At 61.9% G+C, this 25337-nt stretch carries 26 protein-coding genes and 1 pseudogene; 10 read left to right on the top strand and 17 right to left on the bottom strand.

The features are described 5' to 3' along the window. Positions 1-13: 13 nt before the first annotated feature. Positions 14-1057, bottom strand: coding sequence for an NAD(P)-dependent alcohol dehydrogenase (locus tag BDB13_RS25625; protein ID WP_094274273.1), 1044 nt, complete (start codon positions 1055-1057; stop codon positions 14-16). Positions 1058-1103: 46 nt separating this feature from the next. Beyond that, positions 1104-2327: an MFS transporter gene (locus BDB13_RS25630; protein ID WP_217902152.1), complete on the bottom strand. Its 1224-nt coding sequence runs from the start codon at positions 2325-2327 to the stop codon at positions 1104-1106. A 195-nt stretch (positions 2328-2522) separates the two neighbouring features. On the opposite strand from BDB13_RS25630, the gene BDB13_RS25635 reads away from it, so the two are divergent. Further along, on the top strand, positions 2523-3419 hold the full coding sequence (locus BDB13_RS25635; RefSeq protein WP_094274274.1) for a helix-turn-helix transcriptional regulator: 897 nt from the start codon (positions 2523-2525) through the stop codon (positions 3417-3419). Between the two features lie 82 nt (positions 3420-3501). Here the strand turns inward: BDB13_RS25635 and dapC are convergent, their stop codons facing one another. The 5 genes from dapC to BDB13_RS25660 all read right to left on the bottom strand — a co-directional run bounded on the left by dapC (position 3502) and on the right by BDB13_RS25660 (position 8614). After that, complete coding sequence (gene dapC, locus BDB13_RS25640) at positions 3502-4605, bottom strand: succinyldiaminopimelate transaminase (RefSeq protein WP_094274275.1); 1104 nt, start codon at positions 4603-4605, stop codon at positions 3502-3504. Positions 4606-4610: 5 nt separating this feature from the next. Further along, on the bottom strand, positions 4611-4934 hold the full coding sequence (gene fdxA / locus BDB13_RS25645) for a ferredoxin (RefSeq protein ID WP_094274276.1): 324 nt from the start codon (positions 4932-4934) through the stop codon (positions 4611-4613). A 59-nt stretch (positions 4935-4993) separates the two neighbouring features. Continuing rightward, positions 4994-5752, bottom strand: a complete 759-nt coding sequence (locus BDB13_RS25650) for a hypothetical protein (RefSeq protein ID WP_094274277.1) — start codon at positions 5750-5752, stop codon at positions 4994-4996. Then, complete coding sequence (locus BDB13_RS25655) at positions 5752-8319, bottom strand: bifunctional FO biosynthesis protein CofGH (protein ID WP_094274278.1); 2568 nt, start codon at positions 8317-8319, stop codon at positions 5752-5754. Before BDB13_RS25655 ends, BDB13_RS25650 begins: the two co-directional genes overlap by 1 nt. A gap of 106 nt (positions 8320-8425) precedes the next feature. Next, on the bottom strand, positions 8426-8614 hold the full coding sequence (locus BDB13_RS25660) for a hypothetical protein (protein WP_094274279.1): 189 nt from the start codon (positions 8612-8614) through the stop codon (positions 8426-8428). Between the two features lie 82 nt (positions 8615-8696). Between BDB13_RS25660 and BDB13_RS25665 the strand changes: the two genes are divergently transcribed. Both BDB13_RS25665 and BDB13_RS25670 read left to right on the top strand, forming a co-directional pair. Further along, positions 8697-9200 (top strand): PH domain-containing protein, encoded by a 504-nt coding sequence (locus BDB13_RS25665; RefSeq protein WP_094274280.1) that lies wholly within the window; start codon positions 8697-8699, stop codon positions 9198-9200. Next, positions 9197-10768: a PH domain-containing protein gene (locus BDB13_RS25670; protein ID WP_441347214.1), complete on the top strand. Its 1572-nt coding sequence runs from the start codon at positions 9197-9199 to the stop codon at positions 10766-10768. Before BDB13_RS25665 ends, BDB13_RS25670 begins: the two co-directional genes overlap by 4 nt. Here BDB13_RS25670 and BDB13_RS25675 read toward each other — a convergent pair. The 6 genes from BDB13_RS25675 to typA all read right to left on the bottom strand — a co-directional run bounded on the left by BDB13_RS25675 (position 10728) and on the right by typA (position 17077). Then, entirely contained in the window at positions 10728-11573 is an 846-nt protein-coding gene (locus BDB13_RS25675) for a uroporphyrinogen-III synthase (protein WP_094274281.1), read from the bottom strand. The two genes, BDB13_RS25670 and BDB13_RS25675, sit on opposite strands and share 41 nt — an antisense overlap. Positions 11574-11588: 15 nt before the next feature. Next, entirely contained in the window at positions 11589-12020 is a 432-nt protein-coding gene (locus BDB13_RS25680) for a hypothetical protein (protein ID WP_441347215.1), read from the bottom strand. A 67-nt stretch (positions 12021-12087) separates the two neighbouring features. Continuing rightward, the gene (locus BDB13_RS32270) at positions 12088-12246 is read right to left on the bottom strand and encodes a hypothetical protein (protein ID WP_169632341.1); all 159 of its coding nucleotides are present in this window, start codon (positions 12244-12246) and stop codon (positions 12088-12090) included. Positions 12247-12351: 105 nt separating this feature from the next. Beyond that, positions 12352-13236: an N-acetyl-1-D-myo-inositol-2-amino-2-deoxy-alpha-D-glucopyranoside deacetylase gene (gene mshB / locus BDB13_RS25685; protein WP_094274282.1), complete on the bottom strand. Its 885-nt coding sequence runs from the start codon at positions 13234-13236 to the stop codon at positions 12352-12354. After that, entirely contained in the window at positions 13233-15014 is a 1782-nt protein-coding gene (locus BDB13_RS25690; protein WP_094274283.1) for an ABC transporter family substrate-binding protein, read from the bottom strand. Before BDB13_RS25690 ends, mshB begins: the two co-directional genes overlap by 4 nt. Before the next feature lie 155 nt (positions 15015-15169). After that, positions 15170-17077, bottom strand: coding sequence for a translational GTPase TypA (gene typA / locus BDB13_RS25695; protein WP_094274284.1), 1908 nt, complete (start codon positions 17075-17077; stop codon positions 15170-15172). 293 nt (positions 17078-17370) lie between these two features. Between typA and BDB13_RS25700 the strand changes: the two genes are divergently transcribed. Further along, on the top strand, positions 17371-17592 hold the full coding sequence (locus tag BDB13_RS25700) for a hypothetical protein (protein WP_141210693.1): 222 nt from the start codon (positions 17371-17373) through the stop codon (positions 17590-17592). Here BDB13_RS25700 and BDB13_RS25705 read toward each other — a convergent pair. Further along, complete coding sequence (locus BDB13_RS25705) at positions 17570-17995, bottom strand: NUDIX domain-containing protein (RefSeq protein WP_094275202.1); 426 nt, start codon at positions 17993-17995, stop codon at positions 17570-17572. The genes BDB13_RS25700 and BDB13_RS25705 overlap by 23 nt on opposite strands. A 16-nt stretch (positions 17996-18011) precedes the next feature. On the opposite strand from BDB13_RS25705, the gene BDB13_RS25710 reads away from it, so the two are divergent. The 3 genes from BDB13_RS25710 to BDB13_RS25720 all read left to right on the top strand — a co-directional run bounded on the left by BDB13_RS25710 (position 18012) and on the right by BDB13_RS25720 (position 19749). Next, the gene (locus BDB13_RS25710) at positions 18012-18311 is read left to right on the top strand and encodes a 4a-hydroxytetrahydrobiopterin dehydratase (protein ID WP_094274285.1); all 300 of its coding nucleotides are present in this window, start codon (positions 18012-18014) and stop codon (positions 18309-18311) included. A gap of 263 nt (positions 18312-18574) precedes the next feature. Beyond that, positions 18575-19336: an Rv1157c family protein gene (locus BDB13_RS25715; RefSeq protein ID WP_094274286.1), complete on the top strand. Its 762-nt coding sequence runs from the start codon at positions 18575-18577 to the stop codon at positions 19334-19336. 107 nt (positions 19337-19443) lie between these two features. Beyond that, on the top strand, positions 19444-19749 hold the full coding sequence (locus tag BDB13_RS25720; RefSeq protein ID WP_441347216.1) for a hypothetical protein: 306 nt from the start codon (positions 19444-19446) through the stop codon (positions 19747-19749). Here the strand turns inward: BDB13_RS25720 and BDB13_RS25725 are convergent. Beyond that, on the bottom strand, positions 19740-20231 hold the full coding sequence (locus BDB13_RS25725; protein ID WP_094275204.1) for a MarR family winged helix-turn-helix transcriptional regulator: 492 nt from the start codon (positions 20229-20231) through the stop codon (positions 19740-19742). The genes BDB13_RS25720 and BDB13_RS25725 overlap by 10 nt on opposite strands. A gap of 90 nt (positions 20232-20321) precedes the next feature. On the opposite strand from BDB13_RS25725, the gene BDB13_RS25730 reads away from it, so the two are divergent. Together BDB13_RS25730 and BDB13_RS25735 are read left to right on the top strand one after the other, a co-directional pair. Continuing rightward, the gene (locus BDB13_RS25730) at positions 20322-21752 is read left to right on the top strand and encodes an MFS transporter (RefSeq protein WP_094274288.1); all 1431 of its coding nucleotides are present in this window, start codon (positions 20322-20324) and stop codon (positions 21750-21752) included. A gap of 254 nt (positions 21753-22006) precedes the next feature. After that, positions 22007-22506: pseudogene (locus BDB13_RS25735) on the top strand (nuclear transport factor 2 family protein). On the opposite strand, the gene BDB13_RS25740 reads toward BDB13_RS25735, so the two are convergent. Beyond that, a complete protein-coding gene (locus tag BDB13_RS25740; RefSeq protein ID WP_094274289.1) occupies positions 22493-23296 on the bottom strand; it encodes a DUF1906 domain-containing protein in 804 nt (267 codons plus the stop codon). The pseudogene BDB13_RS25735 and the gene BDB13_RS25740 sit on opposite strands and share 14 nt — an antisense overlap. A gap of 865 nt (positions 23297-24161) precedes the next feature. Between BDB13_RS25740 and BDB13_RS25745 the strand changes: the two genes are divergently transcribed. After that, a complete protein-coding gene (locus BDB13_RS25745) occupies positions 24162-24389 on the top strand; it encodes a PLD nuclease N-terminal domain-containing protein (RefSeq protein ID WP_094275205.1) in 228 nt (75 codons plus the stop codon). Here BDB13_RS25745 and BDB13_RS25750 read toward each other — a convergent pair. Beyond that, a complete protein-coding gene (locus BDB13_RS25750) occupies positions 24377-25336 on the bottom strand; it encodes an antibiotic biosynthesis monooxygenase (protein ID WP_094274290.1) in 960 nt (319 codons plus the stop codon). The genes BDB13_RS25745 and BDB13_RS25750 overlap by 13 nt on opposite strands. Position 25337 lies beyond the last annotated feature (1 nt).

The raw sequence follows: 25337 nt of genomic DNA on the forward strand, positions 1-25337 counted from the left end.
GTTCGCACGGGGTCTACCGGATGGTCACGGTGTCGATGACGAACCGGTACCGAACATCGGAGGTAAGGACGCGTTCGTAGGCATCGTTGATCTGATCGGCGGCGATGAGTTCGGTTTCGGGGGCGATGCCGTGCTCGGCGCAGAAGTCGAGCATTTCCTGGGTCTCTCGAATACCGCCGATCGCTGACCCGGCGAAGGAGCGGCGCCCCAGGATCAGCGAAAACACGTCCACCGGAAGCGGTTCCGACGGTGCGCCGACGTTCACCAGAGTGCCGTCGAGAGTGAGCAACCGGAGGTAGGCGCTGATATCGATGTGTGCGCTGACGGTGTTCACGATCAGATCGAAGGTGTCTGCGAGATCGGTGAACGTTGTCGGGTCACTGGTGGCGTAGTAGTGATCTGCGCCGAGACGCACACCGTCGTCCTTCTTGCTCAGGGTCTGGGACAGGACGGTGACGTCGGCACCGAGCGCGTGTGCGATCTGGACGGCCATGTGGCCGAGTCCGCCCATCCCCACGATCGCAACTTTCTTGCCGGGGCCGGCGCCCCAGTGTTTGAGTGGTGAGTAGGTGGTGATGCCGGCGCACAGCAGTGGGGCGGCCGCGGCGAAGTCGATGCTCACCGGAACGCGGAGGACGAAGTTTTCGTCCACAACGACGTGGGTGGAGTATCCGCCCTGGGTGATGGTGCCGTCGCGGTCCACGCTGCCGTAGGTCCCGATATTGCCTTCGCGGCAGTACTGCTCTTCGCCGCCACGGCAGTGGACGCATTCGCGGCACGAGTTGACCATGCAGCCGACACCCACTCGATCACCGACGGCATGCTTGGTGACGGCCGAACCCACTTCGGTGACGATGCCGGCGATTTCGTGGCCGGGAGCGAGGGGGTAGTTCTGGGGACCCCAGTCGCCGCGGACGGTGTGGATGTCCGAGTGGCAGATTCCGGCGTACTTGATTTCGATGAGCACGTCACTCGGGCCGACGTCGCGGCGTTCGATGTGTGTTCGGACAAGGGGTTCGGTTGCGGACGGGGCGGCGTAAGCGGTGACGGTGTGCATGTATCTATCTCCGGTGTGTGGTTGGTCGGATGGGTGTGACGGTGATCTATCGGGCGGGAAATGCTGCGCGGCGGGCAGTGAAGACGATGGAGACGGCGATTGCGGCGAGCCCGATCATGAGGAAAGGCAAGGCCATTCCGTCGAAGGTGCTCACGAGTACCGCTCCCAGGACTCCGGCCGAGAAGATGGCGACGTTGAACGCGACCCCGAGCAGAGAGTTGGCGATGTCTGCGTTTTCTCCGCTTGCTGCGCTGATGGCTGTTTGCAGCTGTGGCGCCGCGCCGCCGAAGGCGACTCCCCAGAGAACAACGGCGACGAGCACCGCAGCGGGCGACTGGCTTCCGACAGCGAAAACCGCACCCGCAGTGAGGAAGAGGGAGAGGCTACCCAAAATCAGTGGCCGAGGGACGCGGTCGATGAGGACGCCGGTGATCGCGATGCCGATCAGCGCTGAAACCCCGAACACCATCAGAGCCACGTCTACCGAGATCGACACATTCGCGGTCCGTAGATAGGACGCGATGTAGGTGTAGACCGTGTTGTGCGCCAGCATCCACGCAAAAATGACGACGAGGATGACGGTGACGCCGGGAATGGCAAACACCTGCCCGAGAGGGACGCGTGATTCTGCACGTTGTCCCGGGGCATCGGGAACGATCGTCAGGGCGAGGACGGCGGTGACAATCGTCAATACGGAGAGAACTCCGAAAGACCAGCGCCAGTCGAATGTCGTACCCAGCCACGATCCGAAAGGCGTTCCGATGGCCAAGCCGAGGGGTGTGCCGATCGAAGCAATGGTGAGAGCTCGCCCGGCAAGTTCGGGGGCGGTGATGCGGCGTGCGTATCCTGCGAGCATTCCCCACACCAGACCGGAGAAAGCGCCGGCTGCGAACCTCGCGATCAACGTCGCCGCGATATCCGGGGAGAACACGGTGATGGTGTTGGCGATCAGGAATCCCAGGATGCCGACGAGGAACACCGGTTTGCGTCGCATGCCGCGGGTGAACGCTATCGCCGGGATGGTGAGGACCACGGTACCCAGAGCGTAGGCACTGACCAGCTGTCCTGCGGCTCCTTCGGAGACGTTCAGGCCGCCCGCAATGTGCGGCAACAGCCCGGCGGGCATGGTTTCGGTGGTGATGAGGATGAACCCCATGAGCGCCATGACGAGCAGCGCCTGCAACGGTAGGCGGCCGCTGGGATACGACGAGTCCACAAGCTTGGCCGGCATCGGCGTGTGCGGGTCGACGGAAGCGGATTGCGCTAGCACGCTTATGGTTTCGATCGGTTTGGTCTCTGACTTCAAGGTAGTTTCGTTTCTACTTCGTCGACGGGTCGCAGGCGGGAGCCTTGGCAATTTCCCTCTTCACCAGCACACCACTCAATGCGCACGCGAGGGAGTCCCGGTTGGTGGAGGTACTGCAAGGGACTCCCTCGACACCGGGGCCTCGACTACCGTCGACCTATGGACAATCGAGCGGAAGTCCGAGAATTCCTGACCTCGCGTCGTGCCCTGGTCACTCCGGAACAGGTCGGACTCCCAGCGGGAACCAATCGGCGGGTCGAGGGGCTTCGCCGCAGCGAGGTTGCGACGCTGGCCGGCGTGAGCATCGAGTACTACACACGCATAGAACGCGGCGCGATCAGCGGCGCCTCACCCGAGGTCCTCGACAGTCTCGCCAAGGCGTTGCGCCTCGACGACGCCGAGCGTGCGCATCTGTTCGATCTTGCCCATGCAGCAAGTCCCGTGGCCAGGCCGCCGCGGCGCCGCAATTCGAAAACGTGGGTCCCGCACCAGAGTTTGCAGTGGTCCCTCGACGCGATCACCGCCGGCCCCGCATTCGTCCGCAACGGACGCATGGACATCCTTGCTGTCAACATGCTGGCCCGTGCGTTCTACGGGGACGTCTACGACATGCCGGGCCAGCCGCCGAACATCGCTCGATTCACCTTCCTCGACGAGCGGGCACGCGACTTCTACCCGGACTGGGAACTCTTTGCCGAGGTGACGGTCGCCATCTTGCGCACCGAAGCCGCCCGCGACCCACACAACAAGGAACTTCACGACCTTATCGGTGAGCTCAGCACCCGTTGCGAAGACTTTCGTCGTCGGTGGAGCGCACACAATGTCCGTCACCACGGCACCGGTTCCAAGACATTCCACCACCCCGTCGTCGGTGAACTCACCCTCGCGTACGAGGGGCTCGAGATGGCGGCCGAACCCGGCCTGACACTGACCATCTACACCGCAGAGCCGGGCTCCGGATCCGAACAAGCGCTGCGACTGCTCGCCTCATGGGCTGCCAGCGAATATGGTGCTCCGGTTCCCACTTCGCCGGCAAAGGAATCTACCGGCCACTGACTCCGGTCCACAGTGCCACGGCAAAAAAGAATTGTCCGGCACCTGAAAGTTCAGGTGCCGGACAATCGTTTTCGAGAATTGGCTACGCCGTGAGTCGCTTTGCCGCAGCGGCAATCCGCTCATCGGTAGCCGTCAATGCGATTCGTACATGCTTGCTTCCGCTCGGTCCGTAGAACTCACCGGGAGCGACCAGGATGCCGCGATCAGCGAACCACGCAACCGTGTCTCGGCAGGCCTCACCGCGAGTAGCCCACAGGTAGAGGCCGGCCTCGGAATTATCGACGGTGAATCCGGCACCGCGAACGGCGTCGAGCAACACGCTTCGACGTTCGCGGTAACGCTCACGTTGCACGTTCTCGTGCAGATCGTCGCCGAGTGCAGCTTCCATCGCAGCCTGAATGGGCAGCGGCAGAATCATTCCGGCGTGCTTGCGGACTTCGAGAAGTTCCGCGACCAAAGCCGGATCTCCGGTGACAAAACCTGCGCGGTAGCTCGCCAGGTTCGAGGTCTTGGACAGTGAATGCACGGCCAGAAGGCCGGTCAGGTCACCGTCGTTGACGCGTGGATCGAGAATGGACAGTGCATCCGATTCCCAGGTCAGGCCGAGGTAGCACTCGTCGGAGACGACGATGGCGCCTCGCTCGCGTGCCCACGCCACAACCTTCTGCAGGTGTTCGAGGCCGAGCACCTTGCCGGTGGGGTTGGACGGCGAATTCACGAAGATCAGCGATGCAGATTCGGGACCGAGTTTGTTCAGTCCGTCGGCGCGAATGATCCGTGCGCCGGCCAACTTCGCAGCGACCTCGTACGTGGGGTACGCCAACTCCGGAATGACAACGAGGTCGTCGGCACCGAGGCCCAAGAGCGTCGGCAGCCACGCGATCATTTCCTTGGTACCGATGGCCGGCAGCACGGCTGCCGGATCGATATCCGGAATGTTGTAGCGGCGATCGAGTGACTCGGCAACAGCCTCACGCAGAGCGAGAGTTCCGTGCGTAGTCGGGTAACCCGGGACCTCTGCAACGGATGCCAGAGCTTCCCGGATCACCGGATCAACCGGGTCGACCGGTGTACCCACCGACAAATTCACGATGCCGTCGGGATGCGCGTGTGCCTTGGCCGTGACATCTGCCAGCGAATCCCACGGAAAATCGGGAAGCCCGGCAGCAACCGGAGTACGAGACAAGATTTCTATTCCTCACCCATGGGAGGCAGGGCCTTGATGAACGGCGTGTCGTAGTCGACCTTGCCGAGCTTGGCTGCTCCACCAGGCGAGCCGAGGTTGTCGAAGAAATCGACATTGGCGCTGATGTATGGGCTCCACTGCTCGGGAACGTCGTCTTCGTAGAAGATCGCTTCGACGGGACAGACAGGTTCACACGCGCCGCAGTCGACACATTCGTCGGGGTGGATGTAGAGCATGCGCCCACCCTCGTAGATGCAGTCGACAGGGCATTCCTCGATACAAGCCTTGTCCAACACATCTACACACGGTTCAGCAATCGTGTAGGTCACTGCCTTCTCTCCCTACCTTCCAGAGGTGCACCTGCTCCGCGCAAGCGACTTAACACATTTCAGCCTACTGTGGTGGCGTTCTTCGTCCGAATCGCTATCCACTTCTCACCGGCAGCCGAAGCACGGATCAGCGCACCGCGCTCACCGAGATAGTCGGCTACGACGCCGATCACGGGGATCTTTCCGGCCATCTCGTACGGCTTCGCTCGCTGGGGACGCTTGTGCAGTTCGTCGCTGATTGCCCGAAAAGTCTTGGCAGTTCGCCAGAGCGTTCCGATCAGTGCGAACGGTCGCCAGGTCTCGTCGACGCTGGTCACGGGCTGTTCGGCAAGATTTTCACCGGAAAGTACCGATCGTGATTCCACCTCGCGGCGGCACAGAACTGACGCGAGAAGATCAACTTGTTGGTCGCGCTCGGTCACTCCGTGCTCACGCGCAACGGCCACGAGGACGACGGCTTGATTGGCAAAAGCGAGCAAATCCTGGATCGGTAATCGGCTGAGCAAAACTCCGAAGATCCCGGGAAATGCGACAACTACCGTGTTGAGTGCGCCGAGTCTGGTGGTCCACCACTGGGATCTTTGATCGTCGGACATGACCGACCAGGCAGCGGTGCCGGGGAATTTGATCACGTCCAGAACCCAGGCGACGGCGTCGAGAACAGCCTCGGCGGCACCTCGCTCCGGATCTGTGGGTTCGAACGTACGACGCTTGATCCCGAGCGGATCGCTGTAGGCAAGGTCGAGGACGGGGTTGATGCCCCAGACCGCTCGATCGAGTACGTCGACGACCCTGCCGTCACCCAGGACATCCGCCATCAGGCGATCACTCCTTCGCGTCGGGCATGCGTAGTTGTGCGCTCGACTGCGGGTCGACCGATGCCTTCGGCAATAGCGCGCAGTTCGGCAACGGTCTTCTCGCTGCCGTGCTGGGATCCGGCCATCCGCGAGATGGTCTCTTCCATCAACGTTCCACCAAGGTCGTTGGCGCCGCCGTTGAGCATCATCTGCGTTCCGGTGGTACCCAGCTTGACCCAGCTGGTCTGGATGTTCGGGATCCGGCCGTGCAGCATGATGCGTGCCAAAGCATGCGCGGCGCGGTTGTCTCGGATGGTCGGGCCCGGCCGCGACGCGCCGGCCAGGTACAGCGGAGCACTCTGATGCACAAACGGCAGGAGAACGAACTCCGTGAATCCGCCTGTGCGGTCCTGAATTCCGCGCAACACGTTGAGGTGACCAACCCAGTGATGCGGCTGATCGACGTGTCCGTACATCATGGTCGAACTCGATCGCAGGCCCACTTCGTGCGCCGTGGTGACTACTTCGATCCACTCTGCCGTCGGCAACTTGCCCTTGGTGAGGATCCAGCGCACCTCGTCGTCGAGAATTTCGGCCGCCGTGCCGGGAATCGTATCGAGTCCGGCTTCACGCAACGCCGTGAGCCAATCGCGGATGCTCTCACCACTGCGCGAAGCACCGTTCACAATTTCCATGGGCGAAAACGCGTGGACGTGCATGGACGGCACACGCTTCTTGACCGCGCGCACCAGATCGGCGTAGCCCGTGACGGGGAGTTCTGGATCGATGCCGCCCTGCATGCACACCTCGGTGGCCCCGGCGACGTGCGCTTCCCACGCCCGATCGGCAACTTGCTCAGCCGAGAGGGTGAAGGCGTCGTCGTCGCCCTTGCGCTGCGCGAAGGCGCAGAACCGGCAACCGGTGTAGCAGATGTTGGTGAAGTTGATGTTGCGGTTCACCACGTAGGTGACATCCTCGCCGACGGCTTCCTTGCGGAGCGCATCTGCCAGGGCCACAACAGCTTCCAAGCCCGCATCTTCGGCAATGGCGAGAGCGCGGTACTCGTCGTCCGAGCAGCCGGCCGGATCACGCTCGGCACTGCGCAGTGCAGCAAGAAGATCGGTGTCGACGCGAACGGGAGCGCTCAGTTCGAGAACCTGCTCGCGTACGGTCTCCCAGTCACCGAAGGCACTGCCCAGGTCACTGCGCGTTTCGGTGTTGCGGCCGTCCGTGTCGATCTCGGTATTGAGGTCGACGCGTCCGCTGGATTCCCAGGATTCGTCCGGCTCCTGCCACGGCAGACCCACGGGCTTGGTGTCGAGCTTGGCCAGGCCCGTCTTCGGATCGGCAAGTGCCTGAACATGACCGGCGATGCGCGGGTCGATCCAGGGCGCTCCGGCCAGAACATAGGCAGGCTGCGCGGCAGTGCGCTCGGTGAGCGCGAAGCCTGCCTCCGCACTGATCGCGGCCAAGGTCTCGAGGTTCGGCCACGGGCGCTCCGGGTTGACATGATCGGGAGTCAACGGCGAAACCCCGCCCCAGTCGTCGACGCCGGCGCCGAGGAGGGCCAGGCATTCGCTGTTGGAGACAAGATTGGGCGGGCTCTGGATCCGCATCGCCGGGCCCAGCAGCAAACGAGCAACGGCGATGGCAGCCAGGAACTCGTCGAGACCCGCATCGGGAGTATCGCGCATCGCGGTGTCGGGCTTGGCCAGGAAGTTCTGGATGATGACTTCCTGAATATGACCGAAGGCCTTGTGCGACTTACGAATCGCCATGATCGACTCGGCCCGTTCGAGGAAGTTCTCCCCGATACCCACCAGAATGCCGGTCGTGAACGGAACGTTCAAACGGCCCGCATCGGTCAGGGTTCGCAACCGAACGGCCGGATCTTTGTCGGGGCTGCCGTAGTGGCATTCACCCTTGTCGGTGAACAGCCTGGTAGCAGTGGTCTCGAGCATCATGCCCATCGACGGCGCTACCGGCTTGAGACGCGAAAGTTCCTGCCAACTCATCACACCGGGGTTCAGATGCGGGAGCAGTCCCGTTTCTTCGAGCACTCGGATCGACATTGCCCGCAGGTAGTCGAGGGTGGAGTCGTAACCGCGCTCGTCGAGCCACTGCTTGGCCTCGGGCCAGCGCGCCTCCGGGCGGTCACCCAAGGTGAACAGCGCCTCCTTGCAGCCCAATTCGGCGCCGGCCCGGGCAATTTCAAGCACCTCGTCAGGTTCGAGGTACATTCCGTGTCCCTCGGCGCGCAGCTTGCCCGGCACCGTCACGAAGGTGCAGTAGTGGCACTTGTCCTGACACAGTCGGGTCAGCGGAATGAAAACCTTGCGCGAGTACGTCACGGTGTTCGGGCGTCCCGCAGCCAACAGTCCGGCGTCACGAACCTTTGCCGCTGACGCGCACAGGTCCGCCAGATCGGCGCCACGTGCCTGCAACAGCGTCGACGCCTCGTCGACATTCAGAGTCGCGCCGTCTCGCGCGCGACGCAGCACACGACGCATCGCGGAAGCAGACGGGCCCGCCGAGCTCGCCGATGCGCTCGAGCCGGCCGACGCGGATATGCCGGGCATCGGAAGCATGGTGGGTTTGCCGGAGTCATCACCAGTTCGGTTCACTTAGCGATCATGCGCCATGCCGGACGCCTACTGCCACTCGGTGCCAGAACTCCCAGAACACCAGCGCCCGTCAGGTGGGCGGATACTCCTCGTCGAGCGCAACTTCGCGGCGCTGATCGACAACGTCGGCTGCCGGTGCATCAGGCGGAATATCAGTGAAATCAGGTTCGCCCGGTGTGTTGGGATCTACCAGTGCTGCCTGTTCCAGAGCATCCGGCTCCGGTGCCTCCGAATCGAATGCCGAATCTTGTTCAGTCATCACGTGCTCCCTTCATCGGTCGCCACACTCCACCATAGGGCGGTTGTCGACAGATCGCCCCAACTCGACCAAAGTAGGCACTATGACCGCGCCAACCACTGTGACCATGGCCGACCCGTTATGGCGCCCGAGCACCAACGCCCCCAAACTGTGGGCAATCACCGCCGCCCTCACCTGGGCGCCGATCATCGTGGCCGAGATCGTCGCCGCGATCTTGATCCCCGGATTGCCGACCTGGCTGGTAGGAGCAATCGCTGCGGTCACAGTTCTGGGCGCCGCCGTGCACATCCTGATGGTTCCGACCTGGAGATATCGCGTGCACCGCTGGGAAATCAGCGACACCGCCGTGTACACCCGGACCGGCTGGTTCACCCACGAACGACGCATCGCCCCCATCTCGAGGATCCAAACCGTCGACACCGAGCGCGGCCCCATCGACCGAATGCTGGGACTCGCCACCGTGACTGTGACGACTGCGTCGTCCGCCGGAGCCGTGAAGATCTCGGCTCTCGATCAGGAGGTCGCAGACCGCACCGTGGCCCAGCTGACCGAGATCGCCGGCAGCAACGTCGGTGACGCAACATGACCGAATACCAGGAAATCGAACCCATGGTCGACATTCCCGCCGAATCCGAATCTGCGGCCGCCGAAGCCGCGGAGCAAGAACAGCCGTGGCTTCGCCTCGACCGACGAATGCTGCTGGTCCACCCGGTCAACGAAGTCGTCAAACTGCTTCCCGTCCTCGTGGTCTCGTTCATTCTCGGCAGCCAGAGCGGAAATCATCTGTGGGGCGTCGCCGTCGTCACACTGCTGGTGATCTTCGGTCTGCTGCGATGGTTCACCACCACCTACCGCATCGGCCCGGTACATGTTCAGCTTCGTACCGGCGTTTTCCAGAAGAAACTGCTCTCGGTGCCGCGGAGTCGAATTCGATCCGTCGACGTCGAAGCCGGTGTCATGCACCGACTGCTCGGGCTTTCCATCGTCCGGATCGGCACCGGCCAGCGTGCCGGTAAAGGGCACGAGTCCAACAAGTTCGAGCTCAACGCACTCTCGAGCGCGCTGGTCCCCGACCTTCGCGCCGCGCTCCTCGCAGGAGCTCGAAGCAAGCCTGAAAAACCGGGACAGTCCACTTCCGAAACACCGCTGCCGCAAGAACCTTCGGAAACCGAGATCGGGCACTGGCAGCCGAGTTGGGTACGGTACGCACCCTTTTCGTTTACCGGAATCTTCATCATCGCTGCGATAGTCGGCATCGCCTTCCAATACGGAGTCGGAAGCGCAATCGCGAGATCGTCGGCCGTCTCCACTAGCGTCGACTCGCTCGAAAGCCTCGGCGTCACCGTTTTGGTCGTCGTTGCCCTCGTCGCGCTACTCGTCCTTTCCAGCATCTTCGCGTGCGTTCAGTATCTGATCGCATTCGGCAACATGACCCTGACCGACAATGGCCGCATCCTCCATGTCAGCCACGGACTGCTCAAGACCCGCCAAACCACCTTGGATCGAGCGCGCCTACGCGGTACGACGCTGAAAGAACCACTCCTGCTTCGTCTCGCCGGCGGTGCTCGCCTCGACGCCATCATGACCGGTGTGAGTGCAGAAAAGAAGGAATCCTCACTTCTGTTGCCGCAGGGGCCGCGGGCCGAAGCGGAACGGGTGATGGCCACCGTCATCGGCGATACCCGGCAGGCATCGATCCCCCTCGGCGGCCACGGCAGCGCCGCGCGTCGGCGCCGTTACACCCGCGGTCTGTTCGCCGCGGGGACCGCGCTTGTGGCGCTGCTCGTCAGCCTCGCATTCGGAGTTCAGATTCCGGTGTACGCGTGGGTCGGCGTTGCAGTGCTGGCAGTGGGCGGTACAGCCCTCGCTTACGACCGAGCCAAGGGCCTCGGTCACGCAGTGCTACCAGGATGGCTGATCACCCGCAGTGGCTCGCTCGACCGCAAACGGCACAGCCTGGAAGCGGACGGCGTGATCGGCTGGACGGTTCGTGAAACGTTCTTCCAGCGGCGCGCCGGAGTTGCCACCGTTATCGCCGCGACACCGGCCGGCACCGGCGGCTACGCCGTGATCGACCTGCCTGCTCAGGATTCCTGGAGTCTGATCGAAGCTGTCACGCCTGGAGCCGGCGACGTCTGGGCAGATCGTCGATAATCAGCCGCGCCAATGATCCGAGCCTCGATCGTTCCGGCTGAATCGTGGGCACTCCGAGCAGTTCCAACGGTGCCGCTGTCACAGGGCCGACGCAATAAGTGGGCACCGACCCTCGCATCGCAGCAACAAATCGTTCGAGTTCGCCCATCTCCTTGGCCGTACTGAGCATCGAAGAGACTGCCGGGGCACTGGTGAAGGTGAGTGCATCGATATTGCCGGACCGCACCGCTGACACCAGTGCCCGCACCGGCCCCTGATCGGGCGGCCGGATCCACCGGTAGACCGATATCGCGGTCACGACGGCTCCGAGGTCTGCCAACGACGCACTCAGGTCGGTCAGCGGTTCCCACTCGGTGATGATGCCGTGCAGTTGAACTGCCACGCGCACTCCCTCGACGCCCTCACTGCGAAGGTGGTCGAGGACTTCCTCGGAGGATTCCCCCGCCGGCGACCACGCCTCACGCAAACCTGCTCCACGGATCGCGCCCACCGCTTTGGGTCCGCGGGCAATGATGCGGGTCCGGTTCAGTGCGCCCAGAAACTGCTCGGTCAGATCCCACGACGCCACGGCCTCGAGCCAACCCCGAAACCCGATGCCCGTACTGATGACCACCAGTTCCGGCGGATCAGCGATCAACGCCGCCGTCTGCACGCGCAGATCGGCGTCGTCGATCAAGGGCAGTACGTGGATTACCGGCGTACGGACGGTCTCGGCGCCCCGCCGCTCGAGGAGGGCCGCAAATTCTTCGGTCCGCCGCTCCGCCGTCAAAGCGATAGTTGTACCCGCAAGGTCTAGTTCAGCCACAGATGTCAGTGTCCCCTATGCGCGGCCGAAATCCTTGGGCGACGTGAGTGCGTTGCTCGCGACCTTGAACAAATACACAACTGCCGGCGCCAGTGCACCGACAAGTAGGAGGAGAGTCAACGGCGACGACAGCACCAGAACGTCGCCGCCCGGCCCGCCGACCATGCACAACAGGAATCCGGCGATCCAACCAGCGAGCGGCAGTGCCGCTTTGCCGGCCGTCGTCACCGTCCGCGCGGCGATGACCAAAATGAGGTTGACGACAGCGGCAACCAGAATGCTGACCGGGAAAGGTGTGGTGCCGAGGTAGCTCGGAAGAAAGATCACCGCCAGCACCGCGCACAGAAATCCGTCGAAAATCAGAACACCGAGGATGACTGGATCGAGAAACGACATTCCTTCTGACTTCACGATGTTTGCGTTCGAGGTCGGAGGGGCCGTGGTCATGGACTCAATTTTGGTCTATCCGAGGAACACCGGTGAGCGCGGGTCCCTTCCCGGCACGGATGCACGATCACGGAACCGGCGGGAACCCGAGCAACGTCAGAAGGTGACTTTGCTGATCCGCGAACGCGTACAACGATCCGTAGTACTGATCGTGGTAAAAACCCGCCATCGGTCGCAGAGAATCGACGAACGCGACGATCTGATTCTGTACGTCCCAGTTGAACATGTGTGCGCCACCATCCCTGCTGCCACCCGAAGGACCACCCGTTCGGTGACATGCATCACACCGCATTCCGGTGTGAGCCGCAATGCCTGACCCGTAACTACCAGGTCAGTCGTGTGTACCGCTGAACAGATCGCTCTCGCGACCGTCGCCGCCGACCTCACCGAGCGCACCCCGGACGAGAACAAAGTGCTCCACCGCCAGGATCGGTTGCACCACGTTGTTGGAGAGCGCAAATTCGGTGCCACTCGGAGCCACTGTCACCTGGGTCGCGTGCTCGGAGAGAGCTTCGGCCTTGGACTCGAGTACCTCACCGATATCGATCGCGGTGGTGACCTCGGCATCGTCGACGCTCGGCAGTTCACCCGGTTCCGGCAATCGCCACTGCTCAGGGAACTCGCAGATTGACGCGATCCCTCGTTCCAGCGAACTGCGTTCGGTCACCGTCCAATACAACTTCTGCGGCGTCCACGGCGGCCCGGCTTCCGGATAAACGGTTGTGCCGGCAGCGTCGACCGCAGCGGTGGTGATCGCGTTGGCCGCAATGTGGTCGGGATGCCCGTACCCACCGTTGGTGTCGTACGTGATCACGACGTGCGGACGCAGTTCACGGATCACCTCAACCACACCGCGAACAGCATCTTCGGTATCAGCGTTGACAAATGCCCGGGGATTGGAGGCCGACGGGGTGTCGATCATTCCGGAATCACGAAAATGACCGGCTCCCAACAAGAATCGAGGAGCATCTACGCCGAGCGCAGAGAGCGCAGACGTCAATTCCGCGATCCGGTATCCACCGAGCTGATCCGACTCACCGGCAACGAGACCGGCCCAACGATCACCGATCACCTCACCCTCTTCACCCAGCGTGCAGGTAAGGACAGTAACCTCGACGCCTTCGTCGACGTACCGGGCGATGGTTCCGCCGGTGGTAATCGTCTCGTCGTCGGGGTGTGCGTGCACCAGGAGGAGTCGCTTGGTCGTGGCGGTCACTTCTTCACCCTCACCCAGTTGGTGGCATTACCGAAAATTCCGACCTGCACCGGACCGACCAGGGTGACGCCTTCCACCCCGGTTCCTGCGGCAACCAGCGTGCGGTCCTGCACGATCGGCAATACCGCCGCCAGATCCCACAGTTTCGGTTCTGCGTCCGCGATCAAGGCACCGAAGTCTCCGATACCGCTCAGTGCTTCGTCGATCCGTGGCTGCAACGACGGATCGCACAGGCCCGAGATATTGCTCGGCGCTTCGGAATTGAACTCACGTGCAGTGGTCGGCGTCGGTGCCACCGGGGTGGGCGCCGGAGTTGCCGATGCCACCGCGATCGGAACCAGCGGGCAACTGAATCGAGAGGCCAAGGACGTCGCCGGGTCTGCGCCGGCGCGAACCCAGCCCACCACCATATCGACGCGTCCCGTCGTCAGCTCCTTGCCGTACAACTCTTCTGCTGGAACAGATTTCACAGTTACCGCAATTCCGGCCTCCCGTAGCTCGTCGGCAGCGGTGTTCGCTACCGCGATCGCGATATCGTCGTTTTCCGGAGCCCCGACAACCAAAGTAAGCGGCTTGCCGTCGCGGACGATGCGTCCGACGGTTCCTCCGACCGGCACGGGGCCGCTCGGCGGCTCCACGACGTATCCCGCCGCGACAAGTTGTTCGACCGACTGCTCGCGACTCTGTTTGGGCGGCGCAGTGGGTGCGTACCCCGGGTCGGACGGCGAGAGAATTTGAGCCTTGGCAGGCGCCGAAGCAGACTCACTGCCCGCAGCCACCACGGCCAGGAGATCTGAATCCAGAAGTCCCAGTACGGATTTCCGGACACGAACGTCGGCAAACGTGGCACTGCGCCCGTTCACGGTCACATCGAGAGTGCGCGGCACGTACGTGAAGGCGGTCTGTACTCCCGGAACTGCGGACAGTTGGATCTCGGTAGCGCTACCGGCATGGATCTGCGCGACCTGCGAGTCATCGGTACGCATCGCGTCGGCCACTTGTGCCGCGGTACCGGCGCGGCGCATCACGATCTGGTCCGGATCCGAGGGTTTTCCCCAGAACCGGTCATTGCGCTCGAGGACGATCTCGTCGCGGCCACGGTCGACCGAACGGACGTGGAAATGAGCCCCCGACACCGGGATTCCCTCACTGAGGCCGGTACTGAAACCGCCGAGGGTGTCTTTGATCAGATGGGACGGAAGTAGATCGGTGAACAGTTCACGCCACGCCGGATAAGCCGCACGCATCACGACGTTGACGGTCTTTCCGCCGCCGGAAGATGTCACGTCTTGAATCAGTTGATACCCGGCAGGATTGACGACGCCGGGAACCGAAATCATCTGCTGCCACAGGTAGCGGAAATCCTCGGCCGCGATTGGCGCACCGTCCGACCACTGTGCCTCGTTTCGGAGTTGGTAGCGAATCGTGAACGGCGCCTCGGAGACCACCTCCGCCGACAGCGCGAACGAGTCGTCGAGCATCCACTCGGTCACTCCCGGATGGACGGCCGAACTGATCGGACGAAAAACGCTGGGCAGCACCAGGTTACCCACAGCCGAGTTAACCGGTGACAGGTCCGCGAGGAGGTGCGGATTGAATCCGTCGCCAACCTCGTCGATGCCGACCGACACCACCTTCATCGCCGGCGTCGCCGGTGCGGGCGTCGGCTTGACCGTCTCGGTGCTCTCGACCGGCGGAGGCGGATCTGCCGTACAAGCAGCCAACGACAATGCCGTCACAGCCACTACCAACGCCAGGTAACGACGTCCACCAACCACAGACAAATTCCTTCCGTACGAGGCGCCCGAGGCCCCTCAGTCCACGATTCCCAGGTGTGCAAGGTTCCTGGAAACCATGAAGGCGAATGTACCTTTCGCCGGAAGAACTCCGAGCAAAAGGCACATTCGCCTGTCAGGTTGTTACCAGCGAAAGACTAGAGAGAAGCCTTGTCGCGGGACTTGCTGCGCGAGCGCTCACGAGCGCGCTCGGTTGCGTTGAGGTGCACCTTGCGGACGCGGACGTCCTCCGGGGTGACCTCGACGCACTCGTCGCCGGAGCAGAATTCCATGGCTGCTTCGAGTTCGAGCTTGATCGGCTTTGCGAGGGTCTCCATCACGTCTGCGGAGGACTGACGCATATTGGTCAGCTTCTTCTCTCGGGTGACGTTGATGTCGAGGTCTTCCTGACGCGGGTTGATGCCCACGACCATGCCCTCGTAGGTGTCGGCGCCGGGGTCGACGAAGAAGGTTCCGCGGTCAGCCAACTGGATCATGGCGAACGGGGTAACCGTGCCGGAGCGGTCCGAAACGAGCGAGCCGGTGTGGCGCGCACGGATCTCGCCGGCCCACGGTGCGTAACCGTGGAAAACAGCGTTGGCGATACCGGTTCCGCGGGTGTCCGTGAGGAATTCCGTACGGAAGCCGATGAGGCCACGCGAAGGAACGATGAACTCCATACGAACCCAGCCTGCGCCGTGGTTCGCCATCTGGACCATCTTGCCCTTGCGGTTTGCGAGGAGCTGCGTGATGGCGCCGAGGTATTCCTCGGGGCTGTCGATGGTCAGCTCTTCGAAAGGCTCGTGGATCTTGCCGTCGACGGTCTGCGTGACCACCTGCGGCTTGCCGACGGTCAGTTCGAAGCCTTCGCGACGCATCTGCTCGACGAGGATGGCGAGAGCGAGCTCTCCACGACCCTGGACCTCCCACGCATCGGGGCGACCGATGTCGAGGACCTTGAGCGAGACGTTACCGACGAGCTCCTGGTCGAGGCGAGCCTTGACCATGCGCGAGGTCAGCTTGTGACCCTTGACGCGGCCGACGAGCGGCGACGTGTTGGTGCCGATCGTGACCGAGATGGCCGGCTGATCGACGGTGATGCGGGGAAGCGGCACCGGGTTGTCGAGATCAGCGAGGGTGTCGCCGATCATGATGTCCGGGAAGCCTGCAACAGCGCAGATGTCGCCGGCAACAGCGAGCTCGGAGGGAACGCGCTCGACACCGATCGTGGTGAGAAGTTCGGTGATCTTGGTCTTGGTGATGACGGGCTCGCCGTCGACCTCGCGGCACCAGGACACGGTCTGGCCCTTGCGCAGTTCGCCGTTGTGGATACGAACCAGTGCGAGGCGACCGAGGAATGCGGAGGCGTCAAGGTTGGTGACGTGAGCCTGCAGAGGCGCGTCGGCCTTGCCCTTGGGAGCCGGGACGTACTCCATCAGAACCTGGAAAAGTGCTTCGAGGTCTTCGGCGTCAGGCGCATGGCCGTTCGCGGGCTGCACGGTCGAAGCCTTGCCTTCACGGCCGGAGGCGTAAAGGACGGGGAGTCCGAGTGCGAGCTCAGCGGCTTCAGCCGCTTCGTCCGAGAGGTCGGACGCGAGGTCGAGGAGCAGATCCTGAGCCTCGGCGACAACCTCTTCGATACGCGCGTCGGGACGGTCAGTCTTGTTGACGACCAGGATGACGGGCAGCGAGGCAGCAAGTGCCTTGCGGAGCACGAAGCGGGTCTGAGGAAGCGGGCCCTCGGAAGCGTCGACGAGCAGGACAACGCCGTCGACCATGGACAGGCCGCGCTCGACCTCTCCACCGAAGTCGGCGTGGCCGGGGGTGTCGATCACGTTGATGACGGTGATCGAGCCGTCCTCGTTGCGCTTGTGTACGGAGGTGTTCTTCGCGAGAATCGTAATTCCCTTCTCGCGCTCGAGGTCTCCTGAGTCCATGACGCGATCGACCAGCTCGGCGCGCTCCTCGAAGGCGCCGGACTGACGAAGCATGGCGTCAACGAGGGTGGTCTTGCCGTGGTCGACGTGTGCGACGATGGCAACGTTACGGAAGCTGGTGGTGGTCACGCGATGGCTCTCCTGGCTGAGTAATTCGGCTGAGTAGATTCGGCCACGCGAAACTCGCACGCACGGCTCTCTCTGGTGGCCGCTGTACGAATGTGTGATCCGAGTAGGTGCACGAATCGCCTTGAGAAGGCACCGCGGCCTAGTAAATCCTACTCGCTCTGAGCACAGACTCGCGCATAGTGCGGTGTCTATCACGGCCCCGACCTGCAGATAGTGATTTACAACACCCTGAATTCATCCAGGGTTACGCCTGGTCAAACCTCGCACTTAAGGGTACGCTAACCTTGTTTGAAGTGCGGTTTCTCCGCCATCTCGACACAGGAAAGCCGCAGCGCCACATGGGTAAAGTCAAGGCAAGCAAAGTCTCACAGCTCAAGCCTAAAAAGAAGTGCTGCCGCAAGAAGACCCGGTGCATCAAATGCCCCGTCGTCATCATGCGCATGAAGAAGCTCGAAAGCGCCGGAGCATCCAAGAAGGAACTCAAAGCGGGCCTCAAGAAGGCTCGGGCTGCCTGAGCGATCGCAATTCGGCGAGCAGATCCGGGACCCAGGCCTCGTCATTCGCTACCAGATCAAACGTTTCCAAGCTGTCCGCGTCGACCCACGCGAGTTGCGCGTGATCAAGTGCCTCGGGCTCGCCTTCCGGCATGTCGACGCGATACGCCCGCAACACTCGCCCCTGGCCGAGTGCAACATCGACGCCGATCCGGGATCCACACCGAACCTCGACGCCCAGTTCTTCCGCTAATTCTCGCTCCAGCGCTTCCTGCGGCGACTCGAACTCCTCGACCTTCCCACCCGGCAGTTCCCATTTGCCGGCCAACTCCGGTGGCCGGACGCGCTGCGCCAGCAGCAGTCGGCCGTCGCGGAAGATCGCGCCGGCCACCACTACGTACTCCCTTGCAGGCTCGTCGCTCATGACACCATGATGGAGTATGGCCACCGTGATGTCCGATTCCGAAATTCTCGCAGCCCTCGACGACCTACCCGAATGGCACCGCACCGGAGATGCCATCTCGCGCACCGTCGAATCCTCGACCTTCCCGGACGCAATCGCGCTCCTGCAAGAGGTCGCCGCCGCCGCCGAGGCCGCCGATCATCACCCCGATATCGACGTCCGCTGGCGAAAAGTCACCTACACACTGTCGACCCATTCGGCCGGGGGTATCACCGAACTCGACGTAAGGTTTGCTCGGAAAATTGATGCTCTCATTCAGAATTTCGTGAGCCTGTAAGCCCCGAAACTGAATAAGCCGACATAACGGTTGCATCAACATTCACATAGATCACTTCTGCCACAGGTATGGTCGCCGAGAAATCATATCGGGGCCAGTCATGTAATAGACTCCTGCGGGATCCGTAGCTGATCAGAAACTGAACAGCTGTACAACCCGGGGGCTCTGTACATAGAGTGACCCCTCGAGCCGTCAAACGTGGGTGCCCCGGCATCTGCGCAGTATGACCAATGGATGGGGAAACAGTGCTTCGAACCCGAGGTATGCGTAAGGCGTTCACCGCCGTCGCAATTGCCGCAGTAGCAGGACTGGCATTGCCGGCACAGGCGATGGCCGATCCGGCCGCACCGCCGGCACCAGGAAGTGTGCCGATCGAGTTCCTGGCATCATTTGCCCCCGCCATCATCGGCGCAGCAGCTGGTCCCGTGGATGCCGCAGGCAACATGCAGGTCGCCGGCAACCCGCAGGCCGCACTGCTCGACCAGGCCCGTGCGATTCTCAATTCCGCAGGACTTCCGCCTGAACTCAAGGCCACCCTCGAGAAGGTCATCACCTTCCTCGACGGCAGCGGCGGCGGCGGACCGGAAATCCCGAACGAGAACGCACCCGTCATCGCCCAGTTCCTCTACCCGACATTGGGTAAAGGCTGCATCGGCGCGACCGCCGATTCCGTCGGCACCGCCCTCGCTGTTCCCGGCCCGGCACACCTGCCGCCTCCGGGACCTGCCGCCGGTCAGGCCGGATTTGTCTTCACGGCCCTCGGAACCGCTCCGGCTACCGACGACCAGCCGGTACCGATGACGGTCACCTGGATCAACATCGACAACCAGCGCGGCGCTACCCAGAACCTCACCAACGCTGCCCGTATCAACCCGGACGGCCCCGCCACGTTGTCGGTAATCGCCGACACCGGCCCGGGACGCGTACTGTCCGTGATCAGCGGTTCGCTGACCACACAGCCCGAGGGCGCAGAGCGCATCACCTGCAGTTTCCTGCCGACCGTAGGCATGTTCGCGGTCGCTTGATCTGACACACGCAACGCAAGAAGAGGCCCGCCGAATTTCGGCGGGCCTCTTTTGTGTGCTTCCGTGCCGTGATAGACCAAGGAATGGGACATTCACATTTGAACAGCATGGGACATTCACGAAGTAGATCAATTTTGTCGATCCGCTCCGAAGGATCGATTCTCTCGATCGGTAGCGCGTACTCGATCCTCTCGATCGGAAGTGCCTTCTCGGTTCTGTCCGTCGGAAGTATCGGCTCGACCGCGTCATTCCTCAGTTCCGGATCATTCGCCAGCTTGGGCTCGGCGTTGTCCGGACTTTCGCGGTGGTCACTGATGTCGTGGCGCGGAAACCATTCATCTCCGGAGGATCATCCGAAGCTCGTTGTCATTGCGCCCGAACCTGATTCGAGTTTGTCGGGCGCTCAGACCTGATCCGCCGGATTCGGCCGCGGCCACTCCCGGCCCTCGAGTTTTTCGACCGATTGATTCAATTTCCGCAGAAGCTCGCTGAGCGCGCGTCGCGAGTCCGGCGACCAATCCCCCAGCACCCTTTCGACGCCGACAATCGAATGCTCGCGGTCCGCACGGAGTTTCGACAAACCTGCAGCTGTCGGCTGAACTTTTCGAGCCAGACCGCCTTCGGGATCTTCGACGCGCTCAACCAGCCCTTGGCGTCGCAGTGCACCGATCTGTCGATTGATGGTCGAGATATCCAAGGAGAATGCGCAAGACAATTCCTTGAGGCTCTTGGGATGGTCCAGTTCGAGACGCCCGAGCAAGAGGTAAGCGGAACGGTCCAGATGAAGCTCCGCGCGTTGAGCCAGTGCGTGATATCGCGACAGCAAAGTCAGTTCGTACTCGATATCGACCAATTCACTGTTTCGATCAGGCGTCGGTTCTTGCACGGCGGTCATATTGTGCAGGATACACATAATGTGTAGCGTGCACACCTAGAGCGGTTTCTGCCGCACAGCCAGGCACCGCGCAATTTCATCGGGAGTTACATGTCCGTCCACGCAGATCCACTGAATGCGGGCACTCACGCCGACCCGGCCCCAACCGTGAAACCGCGACTGATCCTGACCGTCCTGGGACTCTGCGGGATCGTCGTTGCATTGATGCAAACGTTGGTCGTCCCGATCATTCCGCAACTACCGACCTTGCTCGATGCCTCCCCATCTGACACCTCGTGGGCAATCACCGCGACGCTCCTCGCCGCCGCCGTGATCACGCCCATCAGTGGTCGCCTCGGCGACATGTTCGGCAAGAAACGAATGATCCTGGCCAGCCTCGGCTTGGTTGTCATCGGTTCCGTCATCTGCGCTTTGGCGCCCTCCCTCATCGTGCTGGTGATCGGCCGAGTACTCCAGGGCGCATCCGTGGGCGCAATCCCGCTGGGCATTGCCATCCTGCGCGACGTTCTGCCACCCAAGAAGGTGGGCGGCGCCATGGCCGTCATGAGTGCCACATTGGGCGTCGGTGGCGCGATCGGCCTGCCTGTCGCCGCAATCATTGCCCAGAGCGCCGATTGGCACTACCTGTTCGTCGTATCCGCAATACTCGGAATCATTTGCATATTGTCCGTGTACTTCGTGATTCCGGAGTCCACGGTGCGCCGTCCGGGCCGCTTCGACTTCATCGGTGCACTGGGACTGGCGGCCGGCCTGATTGCATTACTTCTCCCCATCACCAAGGGCGGAACCTGGGGATGGAGTGATCCGAAGACACTAGGACTGCTCGCGGCGTCGGTAGTAATTTTTGTTATCTGGGGACTCTGGGAATTGCGACTGGATGCGCCACTGGTCAACCTGCGCATCGCCGCCCGAAAACAGATCCTGTTTACAAACCTTGCATCGATATCGGTCGGGTTTGCGATGTACGGAAACTCGTTGTCATTCCCGCAACTTCTGATGGCTCCCAAGGAAACTGGCTATGGAATGGGTCTTTCCATGGTCGCCGCCGGGTTGGCGCTCGCACCGGGTGGCCTTGTCATGATGGCGCTCTCACCGGTCTCGGCTCGACTCTCGATGTGGAAAGGGCCCCGGATCACCTTGACGGTGGGGGGCTTCATCGTCGGACTCGGTTATGCCGTCGCATATTTCGCGACGTCGACGGTCTGGCAGATCGTACTGGCCGGAATGATCATCGGTGCCGGCGTCGGGCTGACATTTTCGTCCATGCCCGCCCTGATCATGGGAGCGGTTCCGATCACCGAATCAGCTGCTGCCAACGGGTTGAACTCACTGATGCGATCGATCGGAACGTCGAGTTCCGCCGCTGTCGTGAGCGTTGTATTGGCCGGCGCCACGATTGTTGTCCACGACCGCGTTTTCCCGACACTCGACATGTTCAAAGCTACGTTCCTGATCTCCATCATCGCCGCGGGCGCCACCATGTTGTTCGCGTGGCTGATTCCCAAACGGAAAGCCGCATAAGGGAATCAGCCTCGCGGTGGCGCTAGCTCGACGAGGAACCTTCGATGCTGCCGGTCTGCATCGCGGACAGCATGGTGTAAATGAAGTTGATGACCAGATCCATGAATAGATTCCTTCTGTGTAAGGGGTTCCCGACCCGGCAACGACGGTACCGCACAGTCGGAGTCGGGCGAATCGCCGACGCAAACCAATAAGAACATGTTCTAATTTGATTCGATCGCCTGCCCCTTGAACGACCCACCAAGGAGTCACACATGGCTTGGACACGCTCAGAACTTGATCGCGCATTCGCGGGGTTCCAGAACACCGTCGTCGAATGCACCCGCAGTGGTGATTGGAATGCGTTTGCCGACATGTTCACCGAAGACGTCGTCTACGTCGAACATGCCTACGGAACCCTCAACGGCCGTGAAGCCGTACGCAAGTGGGTCACGCGCACGATGACCGAGTTTCCGGGAAAGCGCATGACCGAGTTTCCCGCCAACTGGCACGTGATCGACGAAGAGCGCGGATGGATCATCGCCGAAATCGATAATCCGATGGAAGATCCGGGCGACGGTTCAACGCACGGCGCTGCAAACATCACGATCCTGCACTACGCGGGCGACGGCTTGTGGTCCCGTGAAGAAGACGCTTACAACCCGATGAACTTTCTTTCGATGACCAAAGCCTGGTGCCTGGCCGCCGAAGCCGCGGGCAACCTCCCGAGGATGCCCGCGTCTGGTTGGCGAAATTCGGCGCTATAGCCCGATAGAGCCGAGAGGCAGAGGAGGTAGCGGAGGTAGGGCGGGTAGGACGGATCCGAACGACACTCCGGGAATGGGCGACCCTGCCATCGACCACTGCCCGTAGTTGACGGCGAGGATCGCATTCAGATCAACGCCCACGCCGTCGACTTGCCGCTTGTCGATCTCGAACTGATGTAGATGCGCTCGGGGGTGCACCCCCGTCGATCCCCAATTGTGTTGCCAGAACCAGGTTCCGATGCCGGCGCCGATCATGGCGTCGATAACTTTTGTATTGCCGTAGATTCCGAGATTCTGATTGCCGATGACCGACGCCCAGCCTTCGAGGTACGGCCGCACCAGGTTGGCCGTCTCCCACGGACTCGGATTGTCGTCGATGGACGCGTAGATCGGCACGCCCTCGGGCCCACCGGCTTCCCGATGCAGCTGGAGCCCACGCGCGGCATGGCGTCGGCCGCCGTCGTACTTCTCCCGCCAGTCCGCCGTAGCGCCCTTTCCTAACTGGTAGCAGGACACAACCTGCAGTCCCGCCGCAGTCAACGCATTGACTTCATCCGCTCGGACAGGCTTGCCGATCATCCAGTTCGCATCCGAACGACGGTCGGATACATAGCGGATCGCACCCGCATAGCCTCCCGCGCGGATCGCGTGAGCGGACGGGACTCCGGCCGAGTAGTCGAGAAGCGTGCCCAGCGAGCCGGCGTTTGCTACCGACGTGGTTCCACTCAGCGCGGCCAGGCCAACGGCAGCAGACCCCGCGGCCGCGTACTTGAACAGATTCCTTCGTGAAATGTGCACAGTGCTCCGATCAGCGGCATGGCTCGCCCTATCTGGGCGAAATGTCGAAATAACCTTTTCGACTCGATTCCATCACAGTCCCACCGCCCCGTCTGACACTTGCTTAACATCAGCCCCAAATTTCGCGGCACCGCTCGGCCCACCGCCTTGGCCGACACAAAGCAGTGCCCCGAGTCCGAGACTCGGGGGCACTGCTTCGGATTTTCTGTAAGTCTTCTGGACCTACTGGGGCATTACGCCTTCGACGCTTCCGCTGATGAAGTCGAGGAAGCTGAACAGAGCAGAGAAGGCACCGAGGAAGTCCGAGATATCCGAAGAACTAGGCATTGTTATTGCTCCTGTCAGTGATGAACTGTCCGTGATGGCGAGCCACTGTCTGGCTGCTGGGGATAACAGTAGAGCCCTTCCGTTACTTCTGCGACACCAAATGTGTCCGGTACGTTACATTTCCCTCTCGCCAGAACTACGTAATATGCACAGGTAGCAACCCGTCAATGTAACCAAACTGCGACAATATGCCCATTTCTTTACGATACTCGAACACGGTTCCCAACAATGGCGAATTTCCAGCAATCAAATTAGGTGCATCGGAAGATTGGCAAGCCTTACTTAATTTACTTTCTGACCACGTAACTTGCCTGCCCGTGCGGGCCACCGATCACGGAAGGCGTCGACATCCGTGAATTGCGCGCAATCAGTCAGCCACGACACGCATTCACGAGTTCTTTACGCTCCAGTCCAGGCCACAGAACCCCACTCGGAACCAACCAGACCGGTACGGCCGTGACGCTATTCACACTCATTTCACATGGTTTCGATTCGCGTTACGACAACCACCGGCCAAGGTGAGCGGCAAAGTGAAGTCATGAACCGTAAAAAGAAGTCCTGGAGTGAGCTTTCATCCCGCCAACGACGCGTCATCATCGCAATGTTCTCCGTCCAATCGATCCTCGCCGTCTCGGCCTGGGCGGATCTCGCTCGACGCGATCGAGCGTCGGTGAACGGCAGCAAAACCAAATGGGCTGCGATCATCGCCATCAACTTCGTCGGACCCATCGCCTACTTCCGGCGCGGACGCATTCAGTCGAAGTAATCCCAGAACTGCAGCCATCGGACGGAAGCGAACAGCGCGAGCGTCGCCGCGTAGACACCCAGAACAACAACGGTGCCCCGGATGTTGGTGCGACGTTTCGCGCCGTCGATCGGGTCCAACCACCGACCGAACCATCGTGTGGCCGCCGGCATCAGGAACCACGTCATCGCACCGACGCTGACGATCTGACTCAACCACATCGACAACCAGGGTGGTGCGCCGAAGTCGTCAAGCACCGGGCCGAGAAACCGCGACAACGTCATGACGGTCGGGTAGAGAACCAGAAGAACGATCATCGCGGTCTTCCAGTTCGGTGTCACGCGAGTGTGCCCGTTCTCGGTACGGAAGATCGTGCCGAACGGTGTCGACCGCACAGTCTCGGTGAAATCCTCGGCCAACTCCGCCCGTAGTTCCGGCAACACCTCGGCCCGCTGCGGCGACCTCATCCACACGGCAAGTTGCTGTTCCGTTCGGAAACGCAGAACCGATTTCCACCGAGTCGCGTCCTGAATCGACCGCAGCAGCAACGCGCCCTCGTATCCGGAGAAGTGGGAACTCGCGTTGATCAAGAGGTGCTGAGTCCGAAGAAATTCGGTTTGCCTCCCGGCGACAACCGTATGGTCATACACCCCAATGCCAGGCGGCGGCGGAATTCCTTCCACCAGAACAAGATCCGAACTCTTTGCCAGCACTCCGCGCGCCGCGCCGTCTTCCGCGACCTGTGCATACTCCGGTGAATCAAGCCACCGATGTAGATTCTCGATCCCGGTAAAGGTATGGGAGACTCCGCAATCCGCAGGTCCGGAACCGTCACTGACCGAGCTGCCGACGTAGCCTTCCTCGACCTTGGCCGCGTCGACAGTGCGGGTAATCCACTCCTGGAACGTATCGCCGCTGCCGCTCGCGAGGCGGTGATACGCCGTGACGACAGTCGCGGAACCCGACACG

The sequence above is a fragment of the Rhodococcus sp. OK302 genome, from assembly GCF_002245895.1.
GTDB lineage: Bacteria > Actinomycetota > Actinomycetes > Mycobacteriales > Mycobacteriaceae > Rhodococcus_F.

What these genes read in the sequence shown, in the direction of transcription:
- BDB13_RS25625 (WP_094274273.1), bottom strand. Translation starts at nt 1,057, where the DNA reads ATGCACACCGTCACCGCTTACGCCGCCCCGTCCGCAACCGAACCCCTT.
- BDB13_RS32270 (WP_169632341.1), bottom strand. Translation starts at nt 12,246, where the DNA reads ATGTTCAACTGGGACGTACAGAATCAGATCGTCGCGTTCGTCGATTCT.
- BDB13_RS25660 (WP_094274279.1), bottom strand. Translation starts at nt 8,614, where the DNA reads ATGACTGAACAAGATTCGGCATTCGATTCGGAGGCACCGGAGCCGGAT.
- BDB13_RS25635 (WP_094274274.1), top strand. Translation starts at nt 2,523, where the DNA reads ATGGACAATCGAGCGGAAGTCCGAGAATTCCTGACCTCGCGTCGTGCC.
- BDB13_RS25720 (WP_441347216.1), top strand. Translation starts at nt 19,444, where the DNA reads ATGGGACATTCACGAAGTAGATCAATTTTGTCGATCCGCTCCGAAGGA.
- BDB13_RS25725 (WP_094275204.1), bottom strand. Translation starts at nt 20,231, where the DNA reads ATGACCGCCGTGCAAGAACCGACGCCTGATCGAAACAGTGAATTGGTC.
- BDB13_RS25655 (WP_094274278.1), bottom strand. Translation starts at nt 8,319, where the DNA reads ATGCTTCCGATGCCCGGCATATCCGCGTCGGCCGGCTCGAGCGCATCG.
- BDB13_RS25650 (WP_094274277.1), bottom strand. Translation starts at nt 5,752, where the DNA reads ATGGCGGATGTCCTGGGTGACGGCAGGGTCGTCGACGTACTCGATCGA.
- BDB13_RS25730 (WP_094274288.1), top strand. Translation starts at nt 20,322, where the DNA reads ATGTCCGTCCACGCAGATCCACTGAATGCGGGCACTCACGCCGACCCG.
- BDB13_RS25715 (WP_094274286.1), top strand. Translation starts at nt 18,575, where the DNA reads ATGCGTAAGGCGTTCACCGCCGTCGCAATTGCCGCAGTAGCAGGACTG.
- BDB13_RS25670 (WP_441347214.1), top strand. Translation starts at nt 9,197, where the DNA reads ATGACCGAATACCAGGAAATCGAACCCATGGTCGACATTCCCGCCGAA.
- BDB13_RS25710 (WP_094274285.1), top strand. Translation starts at nt 18,012, where the DNA reads ATGGCCACCGTGATGTCCGATTCCGAAATTCTCGCAGCCCTCGACGAC.
- BDB13_RS25665 (WP_094274280.1), top strand. Translation starts at nt 8,697, where the DNA reads ATGACCGCGCCAACCACTGTGACCATGGCCGACCCGTTATGGCGCCCG.
- BDB13_RS25745 (WP_094275205.1), top strand. Translation starts at nt 24,162, where the DNA reads ATGAACCGTAAAAAGAAGTCCTGGAGTGAGCTTTCATCCCGCCAACGA.
- BDB13_RS25680 (WP_441347215.1), bottom strand. Translation starts at nt 12,020, where the DNA reads ATGACCACGGCCCCTCCGACCTCGAACGCAAACATCGTGAAGTCAGAA.
- BDB13_RS25705 (WP_094275202.1), bottom strand. Translation starts at nt 17,995, where the DNA reads ATGAGCGACGAGCCTGCAAGGGAGTACGTAGTGGTGGCCGGCGCGATC.